At 70.0% G+C, this 17,693-nt stretch carries 14 protein-coding genes and 1 riboswitch; of the genes, 3 read left to right on the forward strand and 11 right to left on the reverse strand.

Annotated features, from left to right (window positions below; genetic code table 11):
• Positions 1-491: 491 nt before the first annotated feature.
• Both NJ376_RS23980 and NJ376_RS23985 read left to right on the forward strand, forming a co-directional pair.
• Positions 492-1,697 carry a M23 family metallopeptidase gene (locus tag NJ376_RS23980; protein ID WP_252955814.1) on the forward strand — a complete coding sequence of 402 codons (1,206 nt, stop codon included), beginning with the start codon at positions 492-494 and terminating at the stop codon, positions 1,695-1,697.
• Positions 1,698-1,895: 198 nt separating this feature from the next.
• Entirely contained in the window at positions 1,896-4,583 is a 2,688-nt protein-coding gene (locus NJ376_RS23985) for an esterase-like activity of phytase family protein (protein WP_252955815.1), read from the forward strand.
• Positions 4,584-4,744: 161 nt separating this feature from the next.
• Here NJ376_RS23985 and clpB read toward each other — a convergent pair whose 3' ends face one another.
• Positions 4,745-7,333 carry an ATP-dependent chaperone ClpB gene (gene clpB, locus NJ376_RS23990; RefSeq protein ID WP_252955816.1) on the reverse strand — a complete coding sequence of 863 codons (2,589 nt, stop codon included), beginning with the start codon at positions 7,331-7,333 and terminating at the stop codon, positions 4,745-4,747.
• A gap of 187 nt (positions 7,334-7,520) precedes the next feature.
• Between clpB and NJ376_RS23995 the strand changes: the two genes are divergently transcribed.
• Positions 7,521-8,291 (forward strand): MOSC domain-containing protein, encoded by a 771-nt coding sequence (locus NJ376_RS23995; protein WP_252955817.1) that lies wholly within the window; start codon positions 7,521-7,523, stop codon positions 8,289-8,291.
• Positions 8,292-8,323: 32 nt separating this feature from the next.
• Here the strand turns inward: NJ376_RS23995 and NJ376_RS24000 are convergent, their stop codons facing one another.
• The 10 genes from NJ376_RS24000 to ispG form a co-directional block, all read right to left on the reverse strand.
• Positions 8,324-9,232, reverse strand: coding sequence for a hypothetical protein (locus tag NJ376_RS24000; protein WP_252955818.1), 909 nt, complete (start codon positions 9,230-9,232; stop codon positions 8,324-8,326).
• Between the two features lie 170 nt (positions 9,233-9,402).
• Positions 9,403-11,220 carry a phosphomethylpyrimidine synthase ThiC gene (gene thiC, locus NJ376_RS24005; protein WP_252955819.1) on the reverse strand — a complete coding sequence of 606 codons (1,818 nt, stop codon included), beginning with the start codon at positions 11,218-11,220 and terminating at the stop codon, positions 9,403-9,405.
• A gap of 66 nt (positions 11,221-11,286) precedes the next feature.
• A riboswitch (TPP riboswitch) is annotated at positions 11,287-11,395 on the reverse strand.
• Positions 11,396-11,573: 178 nt separating this feature from the next.
• Positions 11,574-12,047: a DUF4167 domain-containing protein gene (locus tag NJ376_RS24010; RefSeq protein WP_252955820.1), complete on the reverse strand. Its 474-nt coding sequence runs from the start codon at positions 12,045-12,047 to the stop codon at positions 11,574-11,576.
• 254 nt (positions 12,048-12,301) lie between these two features.
• Complete coding sequence (prmC, locus tag NJ376_RS24015) at positions 12,302-13,177, reverse strand: peptide chain release factor N(5)-glutamine methyltransferase (RefSeq protein WP_370288588.1); 876 nt, start codon at positions 13,175-13,177, stop codon at positions 12,302-12,304.
• Positions 13,174-14,229 (reverse strand): peptide chain release factor 1, encoded by a 1,056-nt coding sequence (prfA, locus tag NJ376_RS24020; protein WP_252955821.1) that lies wholly within the window; start codon positions 14,227-14,229, stop codon positions 13,174-13,176. The genes prmC and prfA overlap by 4 nt, the downstream gene beginning before the upstream one ends.
• The gene (gene hisS / locus NJ376_RS24025; RefSeq protein ID WP_252955822.1) at positions 14,226-15,575 is read right to left on the reverse strand and encodes a histidine--tRNA ligase; all 1,350 of its coding nucleotides are present in this window, start codon (positions 15,573-15,575) and stop codon (positions 14,226-14,228) included. The genes prfA and hisS overlap by 4 nt, the downstream gene beginning before the upstream one ends.
• A 53-nt stretch (positions 15,576-15,628) precedes the next feature.
• Positions 15,629-16,027, reverse strand: a complete 399-nt coding sequence (locus tag NJ376_RS24030; protein ID WP_252955823.1) for a type II toxin-antitoxin system VapC family toxin — start codon at positions 16,025-16,027, stop codon at positions 15,629-15,631.
• Positions 16,014-16,277 carry an AbrB/MazE/SpoVT family DNA-binding domain-containing protein gene (locus tag NJ376_RS24035; protein WP_252955824.1) on the reverse strand — a complete coding sequence of 88 codons (264 nt, stop codon included), beginning with the start codon at positions 16,275-16,277 and terminating at the stop codon, positions 16,014-16,016. The genes NJ376_RS24030 and NJ376_RS24035 overlap by 14 nt, the downstream gene beginning before the upstream one ends.
• Positions 16,278-16,338: 61 nt before the next feature.
• A complete protein-coding gene (locus tag NJ376_RS24040; RefSeq protein WP_252955825.1) occupies positions 16,339-16,491 on the reverse strand; it encodes a hypothetical protein in 153 nt (50 codons plus the stop codon).
• Positions 16,488-17,630: a flavodoxin-dependent (E)-4-hydroxy-3-methylbut-2-enyl-diphosphate synthase gene (gene ispG, locus NJ376_RS24045; RefSeq protein ID WP_252955826.1), complete on the reverse strand. Its 1,143-nt coding sequence runs from the start codon at positions 17,628-17,630 to the stop codon at positions 16,488-16,490. Before ispG ends, NJ376_RS24040 begins: the two co-directional genes overlap by 4 nt.
• Positions 17,631-17,693 lie beyond the last annotated feature (63 nt).

Here is a 17,693-nt window from a genome sequence, read left to right on the forward strand (position 1 = left end):
CCCCCGCAGCAGCGCCGCCCGCGCATCCCACCCCTCCACCTCCCGGCAAAGCAGCAGAACACAAAACCCCAGGCCAAGCCCGCCTCAGCAAACTCAACCAAAAGCACATCCAAACCGAACGTACTTCCAAAAACCAGATACGATTGTTAATGAACAAAGCTCCCACGCGGCCGGCCTCTGGGTTGTGCCCTGGGGCCCGACCGGCGTTTAACCCTGCCGGGTGGGGAGCGTCCGCCTCATCAGCGGGCCAGTGAACTTAGTGGCTCTCGCCACCACCGTCAAGGCCCCGTTTCCGCGTCCCGTCTCGGAGCCAGGCGGCTCGTCGTCGGGAGGCGGCTTCTAGGCTCCTCCCCTCCCCCTGTCAAACGGTTTCTTCGCGGCGCCTCCCACCGCTCACCTCGTCTCGAAACTGTACATGTCAAGCCGTTGACAGTCCTGGAAATTGCCAGGAGATGTTGCGCCATATTTCAGCCCTGGGGAGGGGTGATTTCATGCCGCATCGCCGGCGGCGCCATTGGCGTCGCGCGTTCTTCGCCTGCCTTGTCCTCGGCGCCGCCCCGGCCTTCGCCCAGGCGCCGGGGGGGACGCCGCAGCTCGCCACCCGTACCCTGCAGGCCGAAGGCGAGGACTCCGCCGCCCACCTCCTCGCCAGCGCCGGCATCCCGCTGGACCAGGCGGCGCCGGCCTTGGCTGCCCTCTCCCCCTACCTGCCGCGGCAAAGCCTTCGCCCCGGCCAGGCGCTGACGCTGCGGCAAGACCTTGCCGCCGGCCGCCTCATCGGCCTCGCTATCGAGCCGGAGCCCGGCCGCATCGTCACCGCCACCCGCGCCGGCGCCGGCTGGCGGACGGAGGAGGTGGTGGAGCCGGCCTATCGCCACCTCGCCCTTGCCGCCGGCGCCATCCGCGGCGTGGTGGTCGAGGATCTGCGCGCCGCCGGCCTGCCCGCCCCCCTGGCGCGAGAGCTGGTGCAGAGCCTGGCCCAGGCCGTGGACCTCCAGCGCGAGATCGGCCCGCGCGACCGCTTCACCATCCTCTTCGAGCGCTTCCGCAATGCCGAGGGCCGGGCTCTGCGCGACGGTGCCGCGGTCTATGCCGAGTTCCATCTCTCCGGCCACCGCCTCACCCTCTGGCGGCAGCAGACGCCGAACGGCCCCGAATGGTTCGACGCCGCCGGCCGCAGCCTGCGCCGCGCCTTCCTCCGCACGCCGCTGGAAAGCGCGCAGGTCAGCTCCGGCTTCGGCCCGCGGCGCCATCCGGTGCTGGGCTTCACCCGCCAGCATCAAGGGGTGGATTTCGCCGCGCCGCGCGGCACGGCGGTCTTCGCCGCCGCCGATGGGGTGGTGGCGGAGGCCGGCTGGCGCGGCGGCTATGGCAGGATGCTGCGCCTGACCCATGCGGACGGGACGGAGACGCTCTACGGCCACCTCTCCGCGATCGAGGCGGCCATGAAGCCCGGCACGCCGGTGCGGCAGGGTGAGGTGATCGGCCGGGTCGGCGCCACCGGCCTGGCGACCGGCCCGCATCTGCATTTCGAGGTGATCGCCCAGGGCCACGCGGTGGATCCCGCGCGGCTGGAGGCGATGCCCGCCTTGCGGCTGGAAGGCCCGCAGCTGGCCGCCTTCCGCCGGCAGCAGGCGGTGCTGGCGGCGCATCTCTCGCAGCTTTCGCCCTGGCAGGAGGTGGCGCTGGCGCCCTGACCCGCGCCACCGCGGCGCGCGGGCACCGACGAGTGGCCTGGAACCGGAACAGTGGGCAGAACAGCGACATGCTTGCACGCCATTCCTGGACGGCACGGATGCGGCTCCGGAAGCCGTGATTCGTGATCCAGCGCGTGCGGGCGAGCGTCATCGACCGGCCTCTAGTCCCGCTGCCGCCGGGATCCTGCGGAGGTCGCCATGTCGCTCAACATACTTCTCACCAATGATGACGGTTATGATTCGCCAGGCCTCATCGCGCTCTATGACGCGCTGAAGGCGGCCGGGGAGAACGTCCACATCGTCGCGCCCGCGGCGAATCAGAGCGCACAGGGCAGTTCGCTCGGCGGCCCCACCGCCTTCGACGAGCCCTTCGCCGTCACCGAATTCTCGCCCGGCAATTACGCGGTGGATGGCCGCCCGGTCACTGCCACGCTGGTCGGCCTCGATGTGCTCGACCTGTTCGGCGGCGAGGCGCCGGACATCGTCATCTCCGGCACCAACCGGGGCGACAATACCGGGGAGAGCGAGAACATCTCCGGCACTGTCAACGCCGCTGTCGCGGCGCTGCAGCGGAGCATTCCGGCCATCGCCCTCTCGGCCGGCTCCGAGGATGGCAGCTATGACGCTGCCTTCGCCAATTCGGCGGAATTCCTCGTCAGCCTGTTGGACAAGCTGGAGGCGGCGCGGCCGGAAGGCGGCGCGCTCATCCCGGGCGGCGAGGGACTCTCCATCAACATCCCCGGCACCGCCGACCCGCTCGGCCTCGCCATCACGCGCATCGACCAGGAATCCTCCGCCGGCTACCCGATCGGCGAGAAGCCGAACGGCCTCTACAACTCCACCTTCACGCCGAACACCGATCCCTCCGGCAACCCGATCTCCGAGGGCTCGCAATTCCTCGAAGGCCGGGTGACGCTTTCGCCCATCGACGGGAACTGGACGGCCTCTGAGCAGCAGCGCCTGGCGCTGGAGGACCGGCTGGATGGCAAGCTGGGCGATTGGGACCGGCCCGAGGCGCAGCCGCTGAAGGTGATGCTGGTGAATGAGGAAGGCGCCGATGCGCCGGGCCTCGAACTGCTGCGCGAGACCCTGCTCGATCTCGGCTACGAGGTCACGGTGGTGGCACCGGCGAGTGCGCAGGACGGCCTCGGCACCGCGCTGACGCTGACGGACTTCGCCGTGGAGCACACCGCGGATGGCTATGCGGTGGCGGCGACGCCGAGCACCACGGTCTATACCGGACTGGACGCGCTGCTGACCGGCGAGGCGCGGCCGGACCTCATCGTCTCCGGCATCGATGGTGGCCCGAGCCTCGGCCATGAGGGCGTGACGTCCGGCACGCTGGCCGCCGCCGTCGCCGGCGTGTTCAATTACGGCGTGCCCTCCATCGCCGTCTCCACCGAGGTGGATTCGTCGCATGGCACCGATTGGTGCAGCCTGTGGCATGCCAGCCAGATCACCGCCGACCTGATCCTGGAGTTGCAGGCGACGGCGGGCGCCGATGGTATGCTGCTGCCGACGGGCGTCGGGCTGAACGTCAACATCCCGAGATACGCCGATCCCTCCGACGTGGTCTTCACCCGCATCGACGCCGCCACCGACCATGAGCTGCACGCGGCGGGCACCGGCACAGCAGGCGAGGCGAAGCTGGAATTCGGTGGTCCGGTGGTGACGGATGATCCGCTGGCGGAGGGCAATGCCTTCGCTGCCGGCCACATCACCGTCACGCCGATCGATGCGAATTACGGCGCCCAGGAATTCGGCGCCTATGACTTCATCGGCGACTTGCTCGGCGTGCAATTCGGCCGGCCGACCAGCACCGGCCTGTTCCCCGGTGAGGCGCGGGTCGGCGGCATCGAATTCCTCGGCGAGAGCGATATCGGCTTCGGCCACGGCTTCGGTGGGCTGCAGATCGGCGGGCTCTCCGCCATCACCTGGGATGCGGCGACGGGGCAGTACTACGCGCTCTCGGACGACCGCTCGACGGATGCGCGCTTCTTCACCCTCGATATCGGGCTGGAGGATGGCGCACTCTCCCAGGGCGATATCGCCTTCAAGGGCGTGCACCGGCTGGGGCAGGAGGATGGCCAGCATTTCCCGGCCAATTCGCTGGACCCGGAGGGGCTGGCCCTGGCGCCGGACGGCACGCTCTATCTCTCCTTCGAGGGCGATGCGAGCCAGCTCGTCCCGCCCCTCGTGGCGCAGTTCGACCTGACGGGGCAGCGCATCGCGGAGCTGCCGGTGGACGGTAAATTCACGCCCACCGCCGACGAATCCTCGGGCATCCGCAACAACCTCGCCTTCGAGGGGCTGGCCGTGACGCCGGACGGCAAGACGCTGTTCGTCGGCACGGAGGATGCGCTGTACCAAGACGGGCCGAATGCGACGGTCAATGCCGGCTCGCCCACCCGCATCCTGGCCTATGACACGGCGGCGGGCCATGAGACGGCCGAATACGCCTACCTGACCGACCCCATCGCCCATGCGCCGGTGCCGGGCGATGCCTTCGCCACCAACGGGCTGGTGGAGCTGCTGGCGCTGGACAATCAGGGCACGATGCTGGCGCTGGAACGGTCCTTCTCCACCGGAATCGCCGGCAACGACATCCGGCTGTACATGGTGCGGACGGAGGATGCGACCGATGTCTCCGGCCTGCCGGCGCTGGACGGGCAGGACTACATCCCGGCGCAGAAGACGCTGCTGCTGGACCTGGATGACCTCGGCATCACGCTCGACAACATCGAGGGCATGACTTTCGGCCCCGACCTGGCGGATGGGCGGAAGAGCCTGGTGATGGTGGCGGACGACAATTTCAGCGACACGCAGGTGACGCAGTTCCTGGCGTTTGCGCTGGATGTGAAGACGGGTAGCGCGGACCTGCTGTGAGTTGAGAGAGGGCTCTGCCCTCCCTCAAACTCCCTCCCGCCAAAGGCCGAAGGGCCTTTGGAAACCATGAGTCCAGGCGCGACGGTCGAAACACCAAACTCAAGGGCTCAAAGGGCCTTTCGGCCCTTTGCGGGGAGAGTTTGAGAGGGGCAGCGCCCCTCTCAAGCCGCCGCGGCGACGGGCCCCTGCCGCAGTTCCAGCCCATCGGCGCTGGCGGTCACCTGCACCACCTCGCCGTCATGGATGCTGCCTTCCAGCAGCCTATTGGCCAGCTTGTCCTGCAGGCTGCGCTGGATCACCCGTTTCAGCGGCCGCGCGCCATAGGCCGGGTCGTAGCCCGCCTCCGCCAGCCACTCGCGGGCGGATTCGTCCAGCTCCAGCGCGATATGCCGCTCCGCCAGCAGCTTCCGCAGCCGGCCGAGCTGGATGTCGACGATCGCCGCCATGTCGCTGCGCGCCAGGCGCCGGAATAGCACGATCTCATCCAGCCGGTTGAGGAATTCCGGCCGGAAGCGGTCGCGCACCGCCCGCATCACCGCCGGCCGCGCGGCCTCGATATCCGCGCTCTCCGGCAGCTCCGCGATCGCCGTGCTGCCGAGGTTGCTGGTCAGCACGATGATGGTGTTGCGGAAATCCACCGTCCGCCCCTGGCCATCCGTCAGCCGCCCATCGTCCAGCACCTGCAACAGGATGTTGAACACATCCTCATGCGCCTTCTCGACCTCGTCGAACAGGATGACCTGGTAGGGCCGGCGCCGCACCGCCTCGGTCAGCGCGCCGCCCTCGTCATAGCCCACATAGCCGGGCGGAGCGCCGATCAGGCGGGAGACGGCATGCTTCTCCATGTACTCGGACATGTCGATGCGCGTCATCGCCCGCTCGTCATCGAACAGGAAATTCGCCAAGGACTTCACCAGCTCCGTCTTGCCGACGCCGGTGGGGCCGAGGAAGAGGAAGCTGCCGATCGGCCGGTGCGGGTCCTGCAGCCCGGCCCGGGCGCGCCGCACGGCCTTGGAGACCGCCTCCAGCGCCTCCTCCTGCCCCACCACGCGCTGGCGGAGCTGGTCCTCCATCTTCAGCAGCTTGGCGCGCTCGCCTTCCAGCATCTTCTCCACCGGGATGCCGGTCCAGCGGCTGACGACGGCGGCGATGCCCTCCTCCGTCACCGCCTCGTTCACCAGCCGCGCATCGCCGTCGCCGGCCGAGGCGATCTGCTTCTCGAGGCCCGGGATGACGCCATACTTCAGCTCGCCCGCCTTCGCGTAGTCGCCGCGGCGCTCGGCCAGCTCCAGCTCGGTGCGGGCCTTGTCCAGCTCCTCCTTCGCCTTCTGGGTGGCGACGACCTTGCCCTTCTCCGCCTCCCAGCGCTGCGTCATCTCGCGCGACCGCTCCTCCAACTCGGCCAGCTCCTTCTCGAGCTTCGCCAGCCGGTCGCGGGAAGCGGCGTCCTCCTCCTTCTTCAACGCCTCGCGCTCGATCCGCAGCCGGGTCAGGTCGCGGTCGATGGCGTCCAGCTCCTCCGGCTTGCTGTCCACCTGCATCCGCAAGCGGGAGCTCGCCTCATCCACCAGGTCGATCGCCTTGTCCGGCAGGAAGCGGTCGGTGATGTAGCGGTTGGACAGGGTCGCCGCCGCCACCAGCGCGCTGTCGGTGATGCGGACGCCGTGATGCGTCTCGTACTTGTCCTTGATGCCGCGGAGGATGGAGATGGTGTCCTCCACGCTCGGCTCGCCGACGAAGACCGGCTGGAAGCGCCGGGCCAGCGCCGCGTCCTTCTCCACATGCTTGCGGTATTCGTCGAGCGTGGTGGCGCCGATGCAGTGCAGCTCGCCGCGCGCCAGCGCCGGCTTCAGCAGGTTGGAGGCGTCCATGGCGCCATCCGCCTTGCCCGCGCCCACCAGCGTGTGCATCTCGTCGATGAACAGGATGATCTCGCCGGCCGCCTGCTCCACTTCGGAGAGCACGCCCTTGAGGCGTTCCTCGAACTCGCCGCGGTATTTGGCGCCGGCGATCATGGCGCCGAGGTCGAGCGCCAGCACGCGCTTGTTCTTCAGCGCCTCCGGCACGTCGCCCTTGACGATGCGGAGCGCGAGCCCCTCGACGATCGCGGTCTTGCCGACGCCGGGCTCGCCGATCAGCACCGGGTTGTTCTTGGTGCGGCGGGCCAGCACCTGGATGGCGCGGCGGATCTCCTCGTCCCGGCCGATCACCGGATCCAGCTTGCCGGTCCGCGCCGCCTCGGTGATGTCGCGGGCGTATTTCTTCAGCGCGTCGAAGCTCTCTTCGGCATTGGCGCTGTCCACCTTCCGGCCCTTGCGGAGCTGCGTCACGGCGGCGTCCAGCTTCGCGCCATCGGCGCCGGCCTGCTTCAGGATGCGGCCGGCGGGGGCATCGCTCTGGGCGAGCGCCACCAGCAGCCGGTCCTGGGCGACATAGGCGTCCCCGGCGCGCTGCGCCTGCTGCTGCGCCGCATCCAGGACGCGGACGATATCCGGGGTGAATTGCGGCTGACCCGCCCCGCCGCCGGAGACTTTGGGCTGCTTCGCGATCTCGGCATCCACGGCCTGCTTCGCCTGGGCGGGATTGCCGCCGGCGGCGCTGATGAGGCCGGAGGCGGCGCCCTGCTCGTCATCCAGCAGGGCCTTCAGCAGGTGCTCCGGCGTGACGCGCTGGTGGTACTCGCGGATGGCGATGGTCTGCGCCGCTTGCAGGAAGCCCTTGGCGCGATCGGTGAATTTCTCGATGTCCATGCTCGTTCTGTCCCCCGTCCGCGGGAGGGGGACCCGAGGCGCGGCTGCGCCCGGGTCCACCGCCCCGCCAACTTGTTGGCGACCGGTTCCCACCACCCCTCAATAGGCAGTGGCGGGACCCAAGTTCGACCCGGATGTGGTATTTCGCCTTGGGCTGGGTCAAGAGCCGGGAAAGGAAAATGTTCCGATGCGTATCGAGCATATCTACCGCTACCCGGTGAAGGGGCTGACCGCCGAGGCGCTGGAGGAGGTCATGCTGGCGGAAGGCCAGTGCCTGCCGCATGACCGGCGCTTCGCCCTGGCCCAAGGGGATGCGCCCTTCGATCCCGCCGCCCCGGCCTGGCTGCAGAAGCGCCATTTCGGCTGCCTGATGGCGAATGCCAGGCTGGCGCTGCTGCATTCCGCCTTTGACCCGAAGACCGGGCAGCTGGCGATTCGCCCGCCGGAGGGCCCGCCGCTGCTCGGGGATACGCGGAGCGAATCGGGGCGGGCGGAGATCGCTGCCTTCCTGACCCGCCATCTGGGGGAGGAAGCGCGGGGCACGCCGCGCTTCGTGGAAGCGCCCGGGCATCACTTCACCGATGTGGCGGTGAAATGCGTCTCCATCATCGGGCTGGCGAGCCTCGCGGCGCTGGAGAAGGCGGTGGGGCAGAAGCTGGACCTGCTGCGCTTCCGGGCCAATGTCTATGTCTCGGGCGGCACCCCCTGGGCGGAGTTCGACTGGCTGGGACAGGAGATCCAGCTCGGCGCCGCCCGGCTGCGGGTGTTCAAGCGCATCGTCCGCTGCCCGGCGACGGAGGTGAACCCGGATACCGCCGAGCGGGACGCGAAGCCGCCGCAATGGCTGCGGCAGCATTTCGGCCATGCCGATCTGGGGGTGTATGCCGAGGTGATCGAGGGCGGCCGTATCGCGGTGGGGGATGCGCTGGAACCGCTGGAGGGCGATCTGCTGCACTGATCCCGCTGCCGGCGCGGCGCCCTCCCGCCGGCTCAGGGCGAGGGCCGGAACAGCAGGCGGTTCACGTAAGGGTCCACCGGCAGCGGCGGCGGTGTCGGCAGCGGTTCATAGCGGAAGGCATAGACCGGCAGCAGGGAATACTGCGCCTGCAGCATCAGCCGGGGCCGGCCGGTCGGCACCGCGCCACGGTGCACCCCATGCACATCGGCCATGAAGCTGGTCCCGGCCGGGCCTGTGACAGCCAGGACATTGGCGGCGCCGAATCGCGCCTCGGCCTCGCCGGAACCGAAGGGCCGGGCGCGCAGCCCCCCCGCCGTCCGGTGCGAGCCGCGGATATAGACATGAGGCCCGGCCCCGGCATCGACCTCGGTCAGGTAGACGAACAGCTTCACCGAGTGCCAGTCATCGGGGTCGCGGTGGAAGCGCTGGATGTCGGTCCCGCCGCCCGGCGCGGGCAGCGCCCAGCGCACGCCGAGGCTGGACAGGGTGGGAGCGCAGCCGAGATAGGCGGCGGCCAGGCGCAGCACCGCCGGGTGGTTGATCAAGGCAACAAGGCCAGGGCAGGCCAGCACGGTCGCCAGGGGGTAGGGCGCGACCGCGGTTCCCGCCGGCACCGCGCCGAGGGGCATGGTGCGGCCCGCGACGACCACCTCCTGGCCGGCGAAATAGGCCGCCATGGCCTTCGCCCCGGCCTCCGGCACCAGGCTCTCCATCGCCACGATGCCGTCACGCCGCAGCGCGGCCTCCCTGGCCCCTCCCTGTGCGGGCGGCTCGGCATGCTTCGGGAAGAGTTCGGGGTATGCACGGCTGATCCAGCCGGCGAGGCCACGCCGCACCAGGCGCCGGGCAGGCGGCCAGACAACCAGCCGCTGGGCGAAGTAAAGCAGGGCGGGGCCGGGCCGGAAGCCGCGGCCCGGCCGGAGGACGGCCGGCGGATGCACCGCCCTACCCGCGCCGTGGCGCGAGCAAGGCCAGGGCCCGATCCCGACGATGTCCGGCCCTGCCCTCCACCTCACCGCCCCTCGTCCGCCCGGATCCGGCCATTCTGTTCCGCAACGGTTAAGCGCTGAATTCACCGTCGCGTGACCGGGGGGCGGTCGGGAGGCCTCGCCTACTCCGCCGCGGGCTGCGGCGCCGCGTAGATCTGCCCGCCATTCGCCAGGAAGCGCTCGCTTTGCTTCGCCATCTCGGCCTGCGCTGCGTCGCGGATGTCCTGGCTGATCTTCATGGAGCAGAATTTCGGCCCGCACATGGAGCAGAAATGCGCCAGCTTGGCGCCCTCGGCCGGCAGGGTCTGGTCGTGGAATTTCTCCGCCGTCTCCGGGTCCAGGCTGAGATTGAACTGGTCCCGCCAGCGGAATTCGAAGCGGGCCCGGCTCAGCGCATCGTCCCGCAGCTTCGCCGCCGGATGACCCTTCGCCAGGTCGGCGGCATGGGCGGCGATCTTGTAGGTGATGACGCCGGTCTTCACATCGTCCCGGTCCGGCAGGCCGAGATGCTCCTTCGGCGTGACGTAGCAGAGCATCGCCGTGCCGAACCAGCCGATCATCGCCGCGCCGATGCCGCTGGTGATGTGGTCATAGCCCGGCGCGATGTCCGTGGTGAGCGGGCCGAGGGTGTAGAACGGCGCCTCCCCGCATTCGCGGAGCTGCTTGTCCATGTTCTCCTTGATCTTGTGCATGGGGACATGGCCGGGCCCCTCGATCATCACCTGGCAATCATGCTTCCAGGCGATCTGCGTCAGCTCGCCCAGCGTCTCCAGCTCGGCGAATTGCGCGGCGTCGTTGGCATCCGCGATGCTCCCCGGCCGCAGCCCGTCGCCCAGCGAGAAGCTGACGTCATAGGCCCGCATGATCTCGCAGATCTCGTCGAAGCGCTCGTAGAGGAAGCTCTCCCGGTGATGCGCCAGGCACCATTTGGCCATGATGGAGCCGCCGCGGGAGACGATGCCGGTGACGCGCTTCGCCGTCAGTGGGATGTAGGGCAGCCGGACGCCGGCATGGATGGTGAAGTAGTCCACCCCCTGCTCCGCCTGCTCGATCAGCGTATCGCGGAAGATCTCCCAGCTCAGCTCCTCCGCCTTGCCGCCCACCTTCTCCAGCGCCTGGTAGATCGGCACGGTGCCGATGGGCACGGGGGAGTTGCGGATGATCCATTCGCGGGTGGTGTGGATGTTCCGCCCGGTGCTGAGGTCCATCACCGTGTCGGCGCCCCAGCGGATGGCCCAGACGAGCTTGTCCACCTCCTCACCCACCGAGGACCAGACGGCGGAGTTGCCGATATTGGCGTTGATCTTCACCAGGAAATTCCGGCCGATTGCCATCGGCTCGGATTCCGGGTGGTTGATGTTGGCGGGGATGATGGCACGGCCGCGCGCCACCTCGTCGCGGACGAATTCCGGGGTGACGTAGTCCGGGATGGCGGCGCCGAAGCTCTCGCCGTCACGGGCCGCCGCCTCGCGGGCGCGTTCGCGGCCGAGATTCTCGCGGATGGCGACGTATTCCATCTCAGGCGTGACGATGCCGGCGCGGGCATAGGCAAGCTGGGTGGGGCGGGCGCCCGGCCTGGCGCGCAGCGGGCGGCGGCCGGCGCGGTCGAAGACCGGCACGCGGCTGGCCTCGCCGGGCTTCAGGCCGTTGTCCTCCGGCTTCGGCTCGCGCCCGTCATAGGCTTCCACATCGCCGCGGGACGCGATCCAGGCGGCGCGCAGCGCGGGGAGACCGCGGCGGATATCCGTGCGCTGCTCGGGGTCGGTATAGGGGCCGGAGGCGTCATAGACGCGAAGCGGCTTCTCCCCCCCGCCGACCGCAATCTCCCGCATCGCCACGCGGATCTCCGGATGCAGCGAGCCGGGGACATGCAGCTTGCGGGAGGCCGGCAGGGGGCCGGTCGTCACCTGTGGCAGCTCGGGGGTGATGGTATCGGGCATTCCTGGACCTCCTTCGAATCGGAGATCCGGGTGGCGTGACCTGCGCGGGGGGGCCCGCCAGCATGGCGCACCCATAGGTTCCGTTCCCTACGCCGGCATGACCCGGATCAGGTTCGCAGGGTCAGGGCGCGACAGCCCACTCTCAGCCCCTGGCGGGACCCCCCTTGGAACACGGGAAGCCTGCGCCCGGGGACCGGCGGTGTCAAATGACCGGATGGCCAGAAAGGCGGATGCGGTCGAGAGGTGCACTGCCTGTTGCCCTGCCACGACCTCGCCGCGGCGGCTGTACGGAACGGGAGAAGGCAGGGCCCAGGGGTTACCATGAAGCCGCCGCAGCGGCTCCATGGGCCATGTCAGGCCGGCTCGCGCGGCTCCGGCTGGCCGGACTCGGCCTCGGCCTCCACCTCCAGCGCATGGCCGTTCACATGGCCATTGAGCTCGGGCTGCTCGCCGCCCTCCGCCCCGTCGGCGCCCTGCTCCGGCCCCGGCTGGTAGCGGCGGTGCTGCCCCTGGCCGCCCTCGCGCTGCTGCTGCGCCTGGTTCATGGCGTTCAGGATGCGGAAGTAATGCTCCGCATGCTGGAAATACCCCTCCGCCATCACCCGGTCGCCCGAGCCGGTCGCGTCGCGGCCGAGCTGGAGGTACTTCTCGAAGAGCTGCTGCGCCGTGCCGCGCAGCCGCATGTCCGGACCGTTGGAGTCGAAGACATGGTTGCGGTTCATCGGCTGATGGCCGCCGCCGCCCCCGGCATTGCGGAACTGGCCGCCGCCACCCCCACCGCCACCACCATGCCGGTGGTTGCGGCCGCGCATGCGTTTCATGTTCATCGCTGTTATGTCTGCCGTCTCGCAGCTAGCCGCCCCGGGCGGGCCGGAAACCTCCGGCGTCGTCCGGCAGTGGCGGTCGATATCATCCAAGGCCCTGGGCCATCGGCGCTCCGCGCTCTGCCGCGGCAAGCTGTTCCGGCCATGGGGCGAAGCCCTTGCGTCCCGGCGCCGGGCCGTGCCCGTTCGCCCGCAGGGGCCGAACCCACCCTACAATCTGCGCTGCGGTGCGCCAAACGGTTTTTTCCGCAAGGCGATCACCCGAGGCGGAGGGCGCGGTCTATGCCCCCCAGATCGGGGTGGCAGCCCCGCGGTTCAAGGCCGGCGGCGCGGGCCAGGGCCTCCACCGCCGGGCGCTGGCCGGCGCCGAGCTCCAGCACCGCCTCCCCGCCCGGGGCGAGCAGCCGGGGCAGCGCCGCCGCCAGGGCGCGATAGGCGCCGAGGCCATCCGCCCCGCCATCGAGGGCCGTGCCCGGCTCATGCGCCGCCACCTCCGGCATCAGGCCGGGGATGGCGGCCGATTCGATATAGGGCGGGTTGGAGAGGATGAGGTCGAAGCGGCCGGCGATCGCCTCCGCCCAGTCGCCCGCCAGGAAGGCGGCGCGGTCGCCAAGCCGGAGCGCCCGCGCATTCTCCCGCGCCAGCGCTGCGGCCGCCGGCACGCGGTCGATGCCGATGCCGGTGGCTTCGGGGAATTCCGTCAACGCCGCCAGCAGCAGGCAGCCCGTGCCGGTGCCGAGATCCAGCACGCGCCGCACCCGGCCGCGCTCCGGGAAGGCGGCCAGCGCCGCCTCGATCAGCGCCTCCGAATCGGCGCGGGGAATGAGCGTCGCCGGCGAGACGCGGAAGGGCAGCGACCAGAATTCCTGGCTGCCCAGCAGCTGCGCCATCGGCGTATGGTCCAGGCGACGGCGGAGCATGTCCGCAAATCGGGAGGCGGCCGCGGGTGGCACCGCGGCGCGCGGGTCGCGCAGCAGGTCCTCCTGCCGGCAGCCCATGGCATGGGCCAGCAGCAGGCGGGCCTCCAGCCGGGGGCTCTCGATGGCGGCGGCACGGAGATGCTGGCCGGCGCGACAGAGGAAGAAGCCGATGGTGCCTGCGGGGTCGGCGCAGGCGGTACCCCGCTCGTTCACTCGCCCTCGGCCGCCAGGCGGGCCGCCTCGTCCTCCGCGGTCAGGGCGTCGATGATCTCGTCGAACTCGCCCAGCATCACCCGGTCGATCTTGTGCAGCGTCAGGCCGATGCGGTGATCCGTGACGCGCCCCTGCGGGAAATTGTAGGTGCGGATGCGCTCGCTGCGGTCGCCGGTGCCGACCTGGCTCTTGCGGTCCGCGGCGCGGGCGCCGTGGACACGGCTGCGCTCCGCCTCGAACAGCCGGGCGCGCAGCACCTTCATCGCCTTGGCGCGGTTCTTGTGCTGGCTCTTCTCCTCCTGCATCGCCACCACCACGCCGGTCGGCAGGTGGGTGATGCGGACCGCACTGTCCGTCTTGTTCACATGCTGGCCGCCGGCGCCGCTGGCGCGGTAGGTGTCGATGCGCAGATCGCTTTCGTTGATCTGCACATCCACCTCCTCGGCTTCCGGCAGCACCGCGACGGTCACGGTGGAGGTGTGGATGCGCCCCTGGGTCTCGGTCGCCGGCACGCGCTGCACGCGGTGCACGCCGCTTTCGTATTTCAGCCGGGCGAAGACACCCCTACCCGCGATTTCGGCGACCGCGCCCTTCACCCCGCCAAGGTCGCTCTCGTCATACTCCATCACCTCGAAGCGCCAGCGGCGGCTTTCGGCGTAGCGCTGATAGGCGCGGAACAGCTCGGCGGCGAAGAGCGCCGCCTCGTCGCCGCCGGCGGCGGGGCGGATTTCCAGAATGGCGCTGCGCTCATCGGCGATGTCCTTCGGCAGCAGCATGAGGCGCACCTCGCGCTCCAGCGCCGGCACCGCCTCCTTCTGCGCCAGGTATTCCGCCTCGGCCAGCTCGCGCAGCTCGGGGTCGGCCAGCATCGCCTCGGCCTCGTCCCGGGCACGCTCGGCGGCGCGCAGCGCCTCCACCTTCTCGACCAGGGGCTCGAGCTCCGACAGCTCCTTCGAGAGCGCGCCGAACTGCCCGCCCTCCGCCGTCGCCAGAAGATGCTTAAGCTCCTCCGCCCGGGTCAGCACCCGGTCGAGCTTCTCAACGAGGCTCACCTCTCCTCGTCCCCCTCATCGCCCGCATCCTCCTCCGCCTCCAGCATCTCCGCCATCAGTGCCTGCATGGCGCTTTCGCTGGCGCCGGTCGCGGCCAGGGCGCGGATCAGCTCCTCGAGCGGCACGGTCTCCTGCGTCCCGGCGTCGAGGTTGCGAACGGTGGCGGTGCCGGCGGCGATCTCCGCCTCGCCAAGGATGACGGCGGCGCCGGCCTTGATGCGGTTGGCGCGCTCCATCCGCCGCTTCAGGTTGCCCTTATAGGCGATCTCCGCCACCACCCCCCGCTCCCGCAACGCCTGCAGGACGGAAAGCGCCGCGGCTTCCGCGGTGTCGCCGCCGGCCGGGATGATGGCGACGGGACGCGGCGCCTCCGGCGTCAGCTCCGCCGCCTCCAGCAGCAGGGAGAGGCGTTCGACGCCCGCCGCCCAGCCGACCGAGGGGGTGGGCGGGCCGCCCATCTCCTCCACCAGGCCATTGTAGCGGCCGCCGCCCATCACCGTGCCCTGGGCGCCGAGACGGTCCGTGACGAATTCGAAGGCGGTGTGGCTGTAATAGTCGAGCCCCCGGACGATGCGCGGATTCTCCCGGAAGGGCACGCCGAAGATGGTCAGGTAGGATTTGACCGCGGCGTAGAATTCCGCCGCTTCCGGCGTCAGGTGGTCGTGGATGGTCGGCGCCTCGGCGACCAGCGCCTTGTCGCGCGGGTCCTTGCTGTCCACGATCCGCAGCGGGTTCTTTTCCAGCCGCGCCTGGCTGTCCTCGGAGAGCTGGTCCTTGTGGGCGGTGAAATAGGCGATCAGCGCGGCGCGGTAGGCGTCCCGGCTGGCGGCGTCGCCCAGGGTGTTGATCTCCAGCACCGTGCCCTCGTCGATGCCGAGCTCCTGCTGGATGTGCCAGCCGCAGGCGATCACTTCCGCATCTGCTAAGGGCTCGGCTGCGCCCAGCACCTCGATGCCGATCTGGTGGAATTGCCGGTAGCGGCCCTTCTGGGGCCGCTCGTAGCGGAACATCGGCCCGGCATAGAAGACCTTGCGGGGCAGGTTCGCCTGGGTGAGGCCGTTGGAGACCAGCGCCCGGCAGACCCCGGCGGTATTCTCCGGCCGCAGGGTGATGCTCTCCCCGCCGCGATCCTCGAAGGAATACATCTCCTTGGAGACAACGTCCGAGGTATCGCCCAGGCCCCGGGCGAAGACGCGGGTATCCTCGAAGATCGGAGTGGCCCATTCCTCGAAGCCATAGAGGGTCGCGACCCGCCGCGCCGTCTCGATGACGTGGAGGTGCCGGCGGTATTCCTCGCCGATCAGGTCATGGGTGCCGCGGGCGGGCTGGAGCAGGGCTTGGGCCATGGGGTGGCGTTACTCCGGGGGATGGGCGCCCGGCAAGGCCCGGCGGCCGGCTCTCAGGGGGCGATCAGGGCGAGGTCGGGGAAATAGGCCCGGTAGCGCCGGGGATCGCGGGTGAGGAGCGGCAGGCCGGCCACCGCCGCATGGGCGCCGATGAAGAAATCCGGCAGGACGCCGGTGCGGCTGCCGCCCTGGCGGCGGTAGGCCTGGAAGGCCTTCCCGGCCGCGAAGAGCGCTGCGCGCGGCGTGGGCGCCACCTCGATCCGCAACTCAGCGAGGAAGACCTCGCACGCTTCGTACTGGCTGAAGCCGACGGAAAGCTCCGCGAACACCACATCGTTGATGAGCAAGGGACCGACGGCAGCGGCCTCGGACAAGGCCTTCGCCGACCAGGGCGCCCAGCGCGGATCGCCTTCGAACAGGTCGATCAGCAGGTTGGTGTCAACCAGCGTCACCCCAATCCTCGCCCCTCGTCAGCCGCATGATCTCCTCGGTGGTCATGCCGTTCCAGCCGGCAGGCGGCTTGCCGAGGAAGCGGGCGAAGCGGTCGGCAATGGGCGGGCTGGCGGCGGCCCGCCGCAGCACAACCTGGCCATCCGGCTGCAGCTCGAACTCCACCTCGCTCTGCCCCGGCGTGATCCCCAGCCGGTCGCGGATGGGCTTCGGGATAGTGACCTGGCCCTTGATGGTCACGGGCATGCCCATGGCGGTAATACCTGTCTCCTGTCCGGTATTACCTAGGGTGGCACGCGGCCGGATGCAACGCCTACCGCGCCATCCAGCTTACTGTCAGGAACAGCGCCAGCTGCGCTGCGCACATCACCCCCAGCCGCAGCAGCGGCCCGGTCAGTGGGCCGCCCGGCAGCGCCGGCGGCCGCAACCGCCCGATCAGCAGCGCCGCAATGCCGATGCCGTTCACTCCGCCGCCTGCTGCGAGGCCTCCGCCGCCTTCTTCGCAGCCTCCTCGGCCTGGATCAGCGCCGCCTTCCGCTCCACCAGCTCCACCAGATGGTCCACCATCGCCGTCTCGTCGATGGTGTGGTCGGTCTTGCCGGCGGCATAGACCATGTGCCGCCCGGCGCCGCCGCCGGTCAGGCCGATATCGGTCATCAGCGCCTCGCCCGGCCCGTTCACCACGCAGCCGATGATGGAGAGCGTCAGCGGCGTCTCGATATGCGCCAGCCGCTCCTCCAGCGTCGCCACCGTCTTGATGACATCGAAGCCCTGCCGGGCGCAGGAGGGGCAGGAGATGATCTTCACCCCGCGATGCCGGAGGCCGAGGGATTTCAGGATCTCCCAGCCGACATGCACCTCCTCCTCCGGCTCGGCCGAGAGCGAGACGCGCAGCGTGTCGCCGATGCCGGACCAGAGCAGGTTGCCGAGGCCGATGGCGGACTTCACCGTGCCGGTCCGCCGCCCGCCCGCCTCGGTGATGCCGATATGCAGCGGGTGGTCACAGACTTCGGCCAGCTGCTGATAGGCGGCGACGGCGAGGAAGACGTCGCTGGCCTTCACGCTGATCTTGAACTCGTGGAAGTCGTTGTCCTGCAGATGGGCCGCATGCCAGAGGGCGCTTTCCACCAGCGCCTCCGGGTTGGGCTCCCCGTACTTCTCCAGCAGGTGCTTCTCCAGGCTGCCGGCATTCACGCCGATGCGGATGGAGCAGCCATGGTCGCGGGCGGCCTTCACCACCTCCTTCACCCGCTCGGCGCTGCCGATATTGCCCGGATTGATCCGCAGGCAGGCGGCGCCGGCCTTCGCCGCCTCGATGGCGCGGCGATAGTGGAAATGGATGTCGGCGACGATCGGGACATTCACCTCGCGCACGATCTCATGCAGCGCCGCGGTGCTCTCCGGCGTCGGGCAGGAGACCCGGACGATGTCGACGCCGGCCAGCTCCGCCCGGCGGATCTGGGCGATGGTCGCCGCCGCGTCCTCCGTCGGCGTGTTGGTCATGGTCTGGACGGTGATCGGCGCATCGCCGCCGACCGGCACCTTGCCGACCATGATCTGGCGCGACTTGCGGCGGAGGATCTGCTGATAGGGGCGATAGCTCATGCGCAATGTCCCATGGCGTCGCGGCCAATATGGCAGCGCCGGGCGAGGAGCCCAAGCGCCGGG

The sequence above is a fragment of the Siccirubricoccus soli genome (genome assembly GCF_024178315.1).
GTDB lineage: Bacteria > Pseudomonadota > Alphaproteobacteria > Acetobacterales > Acetobacteraceae > Siccirubricoccus > Siccirubricoccus soli.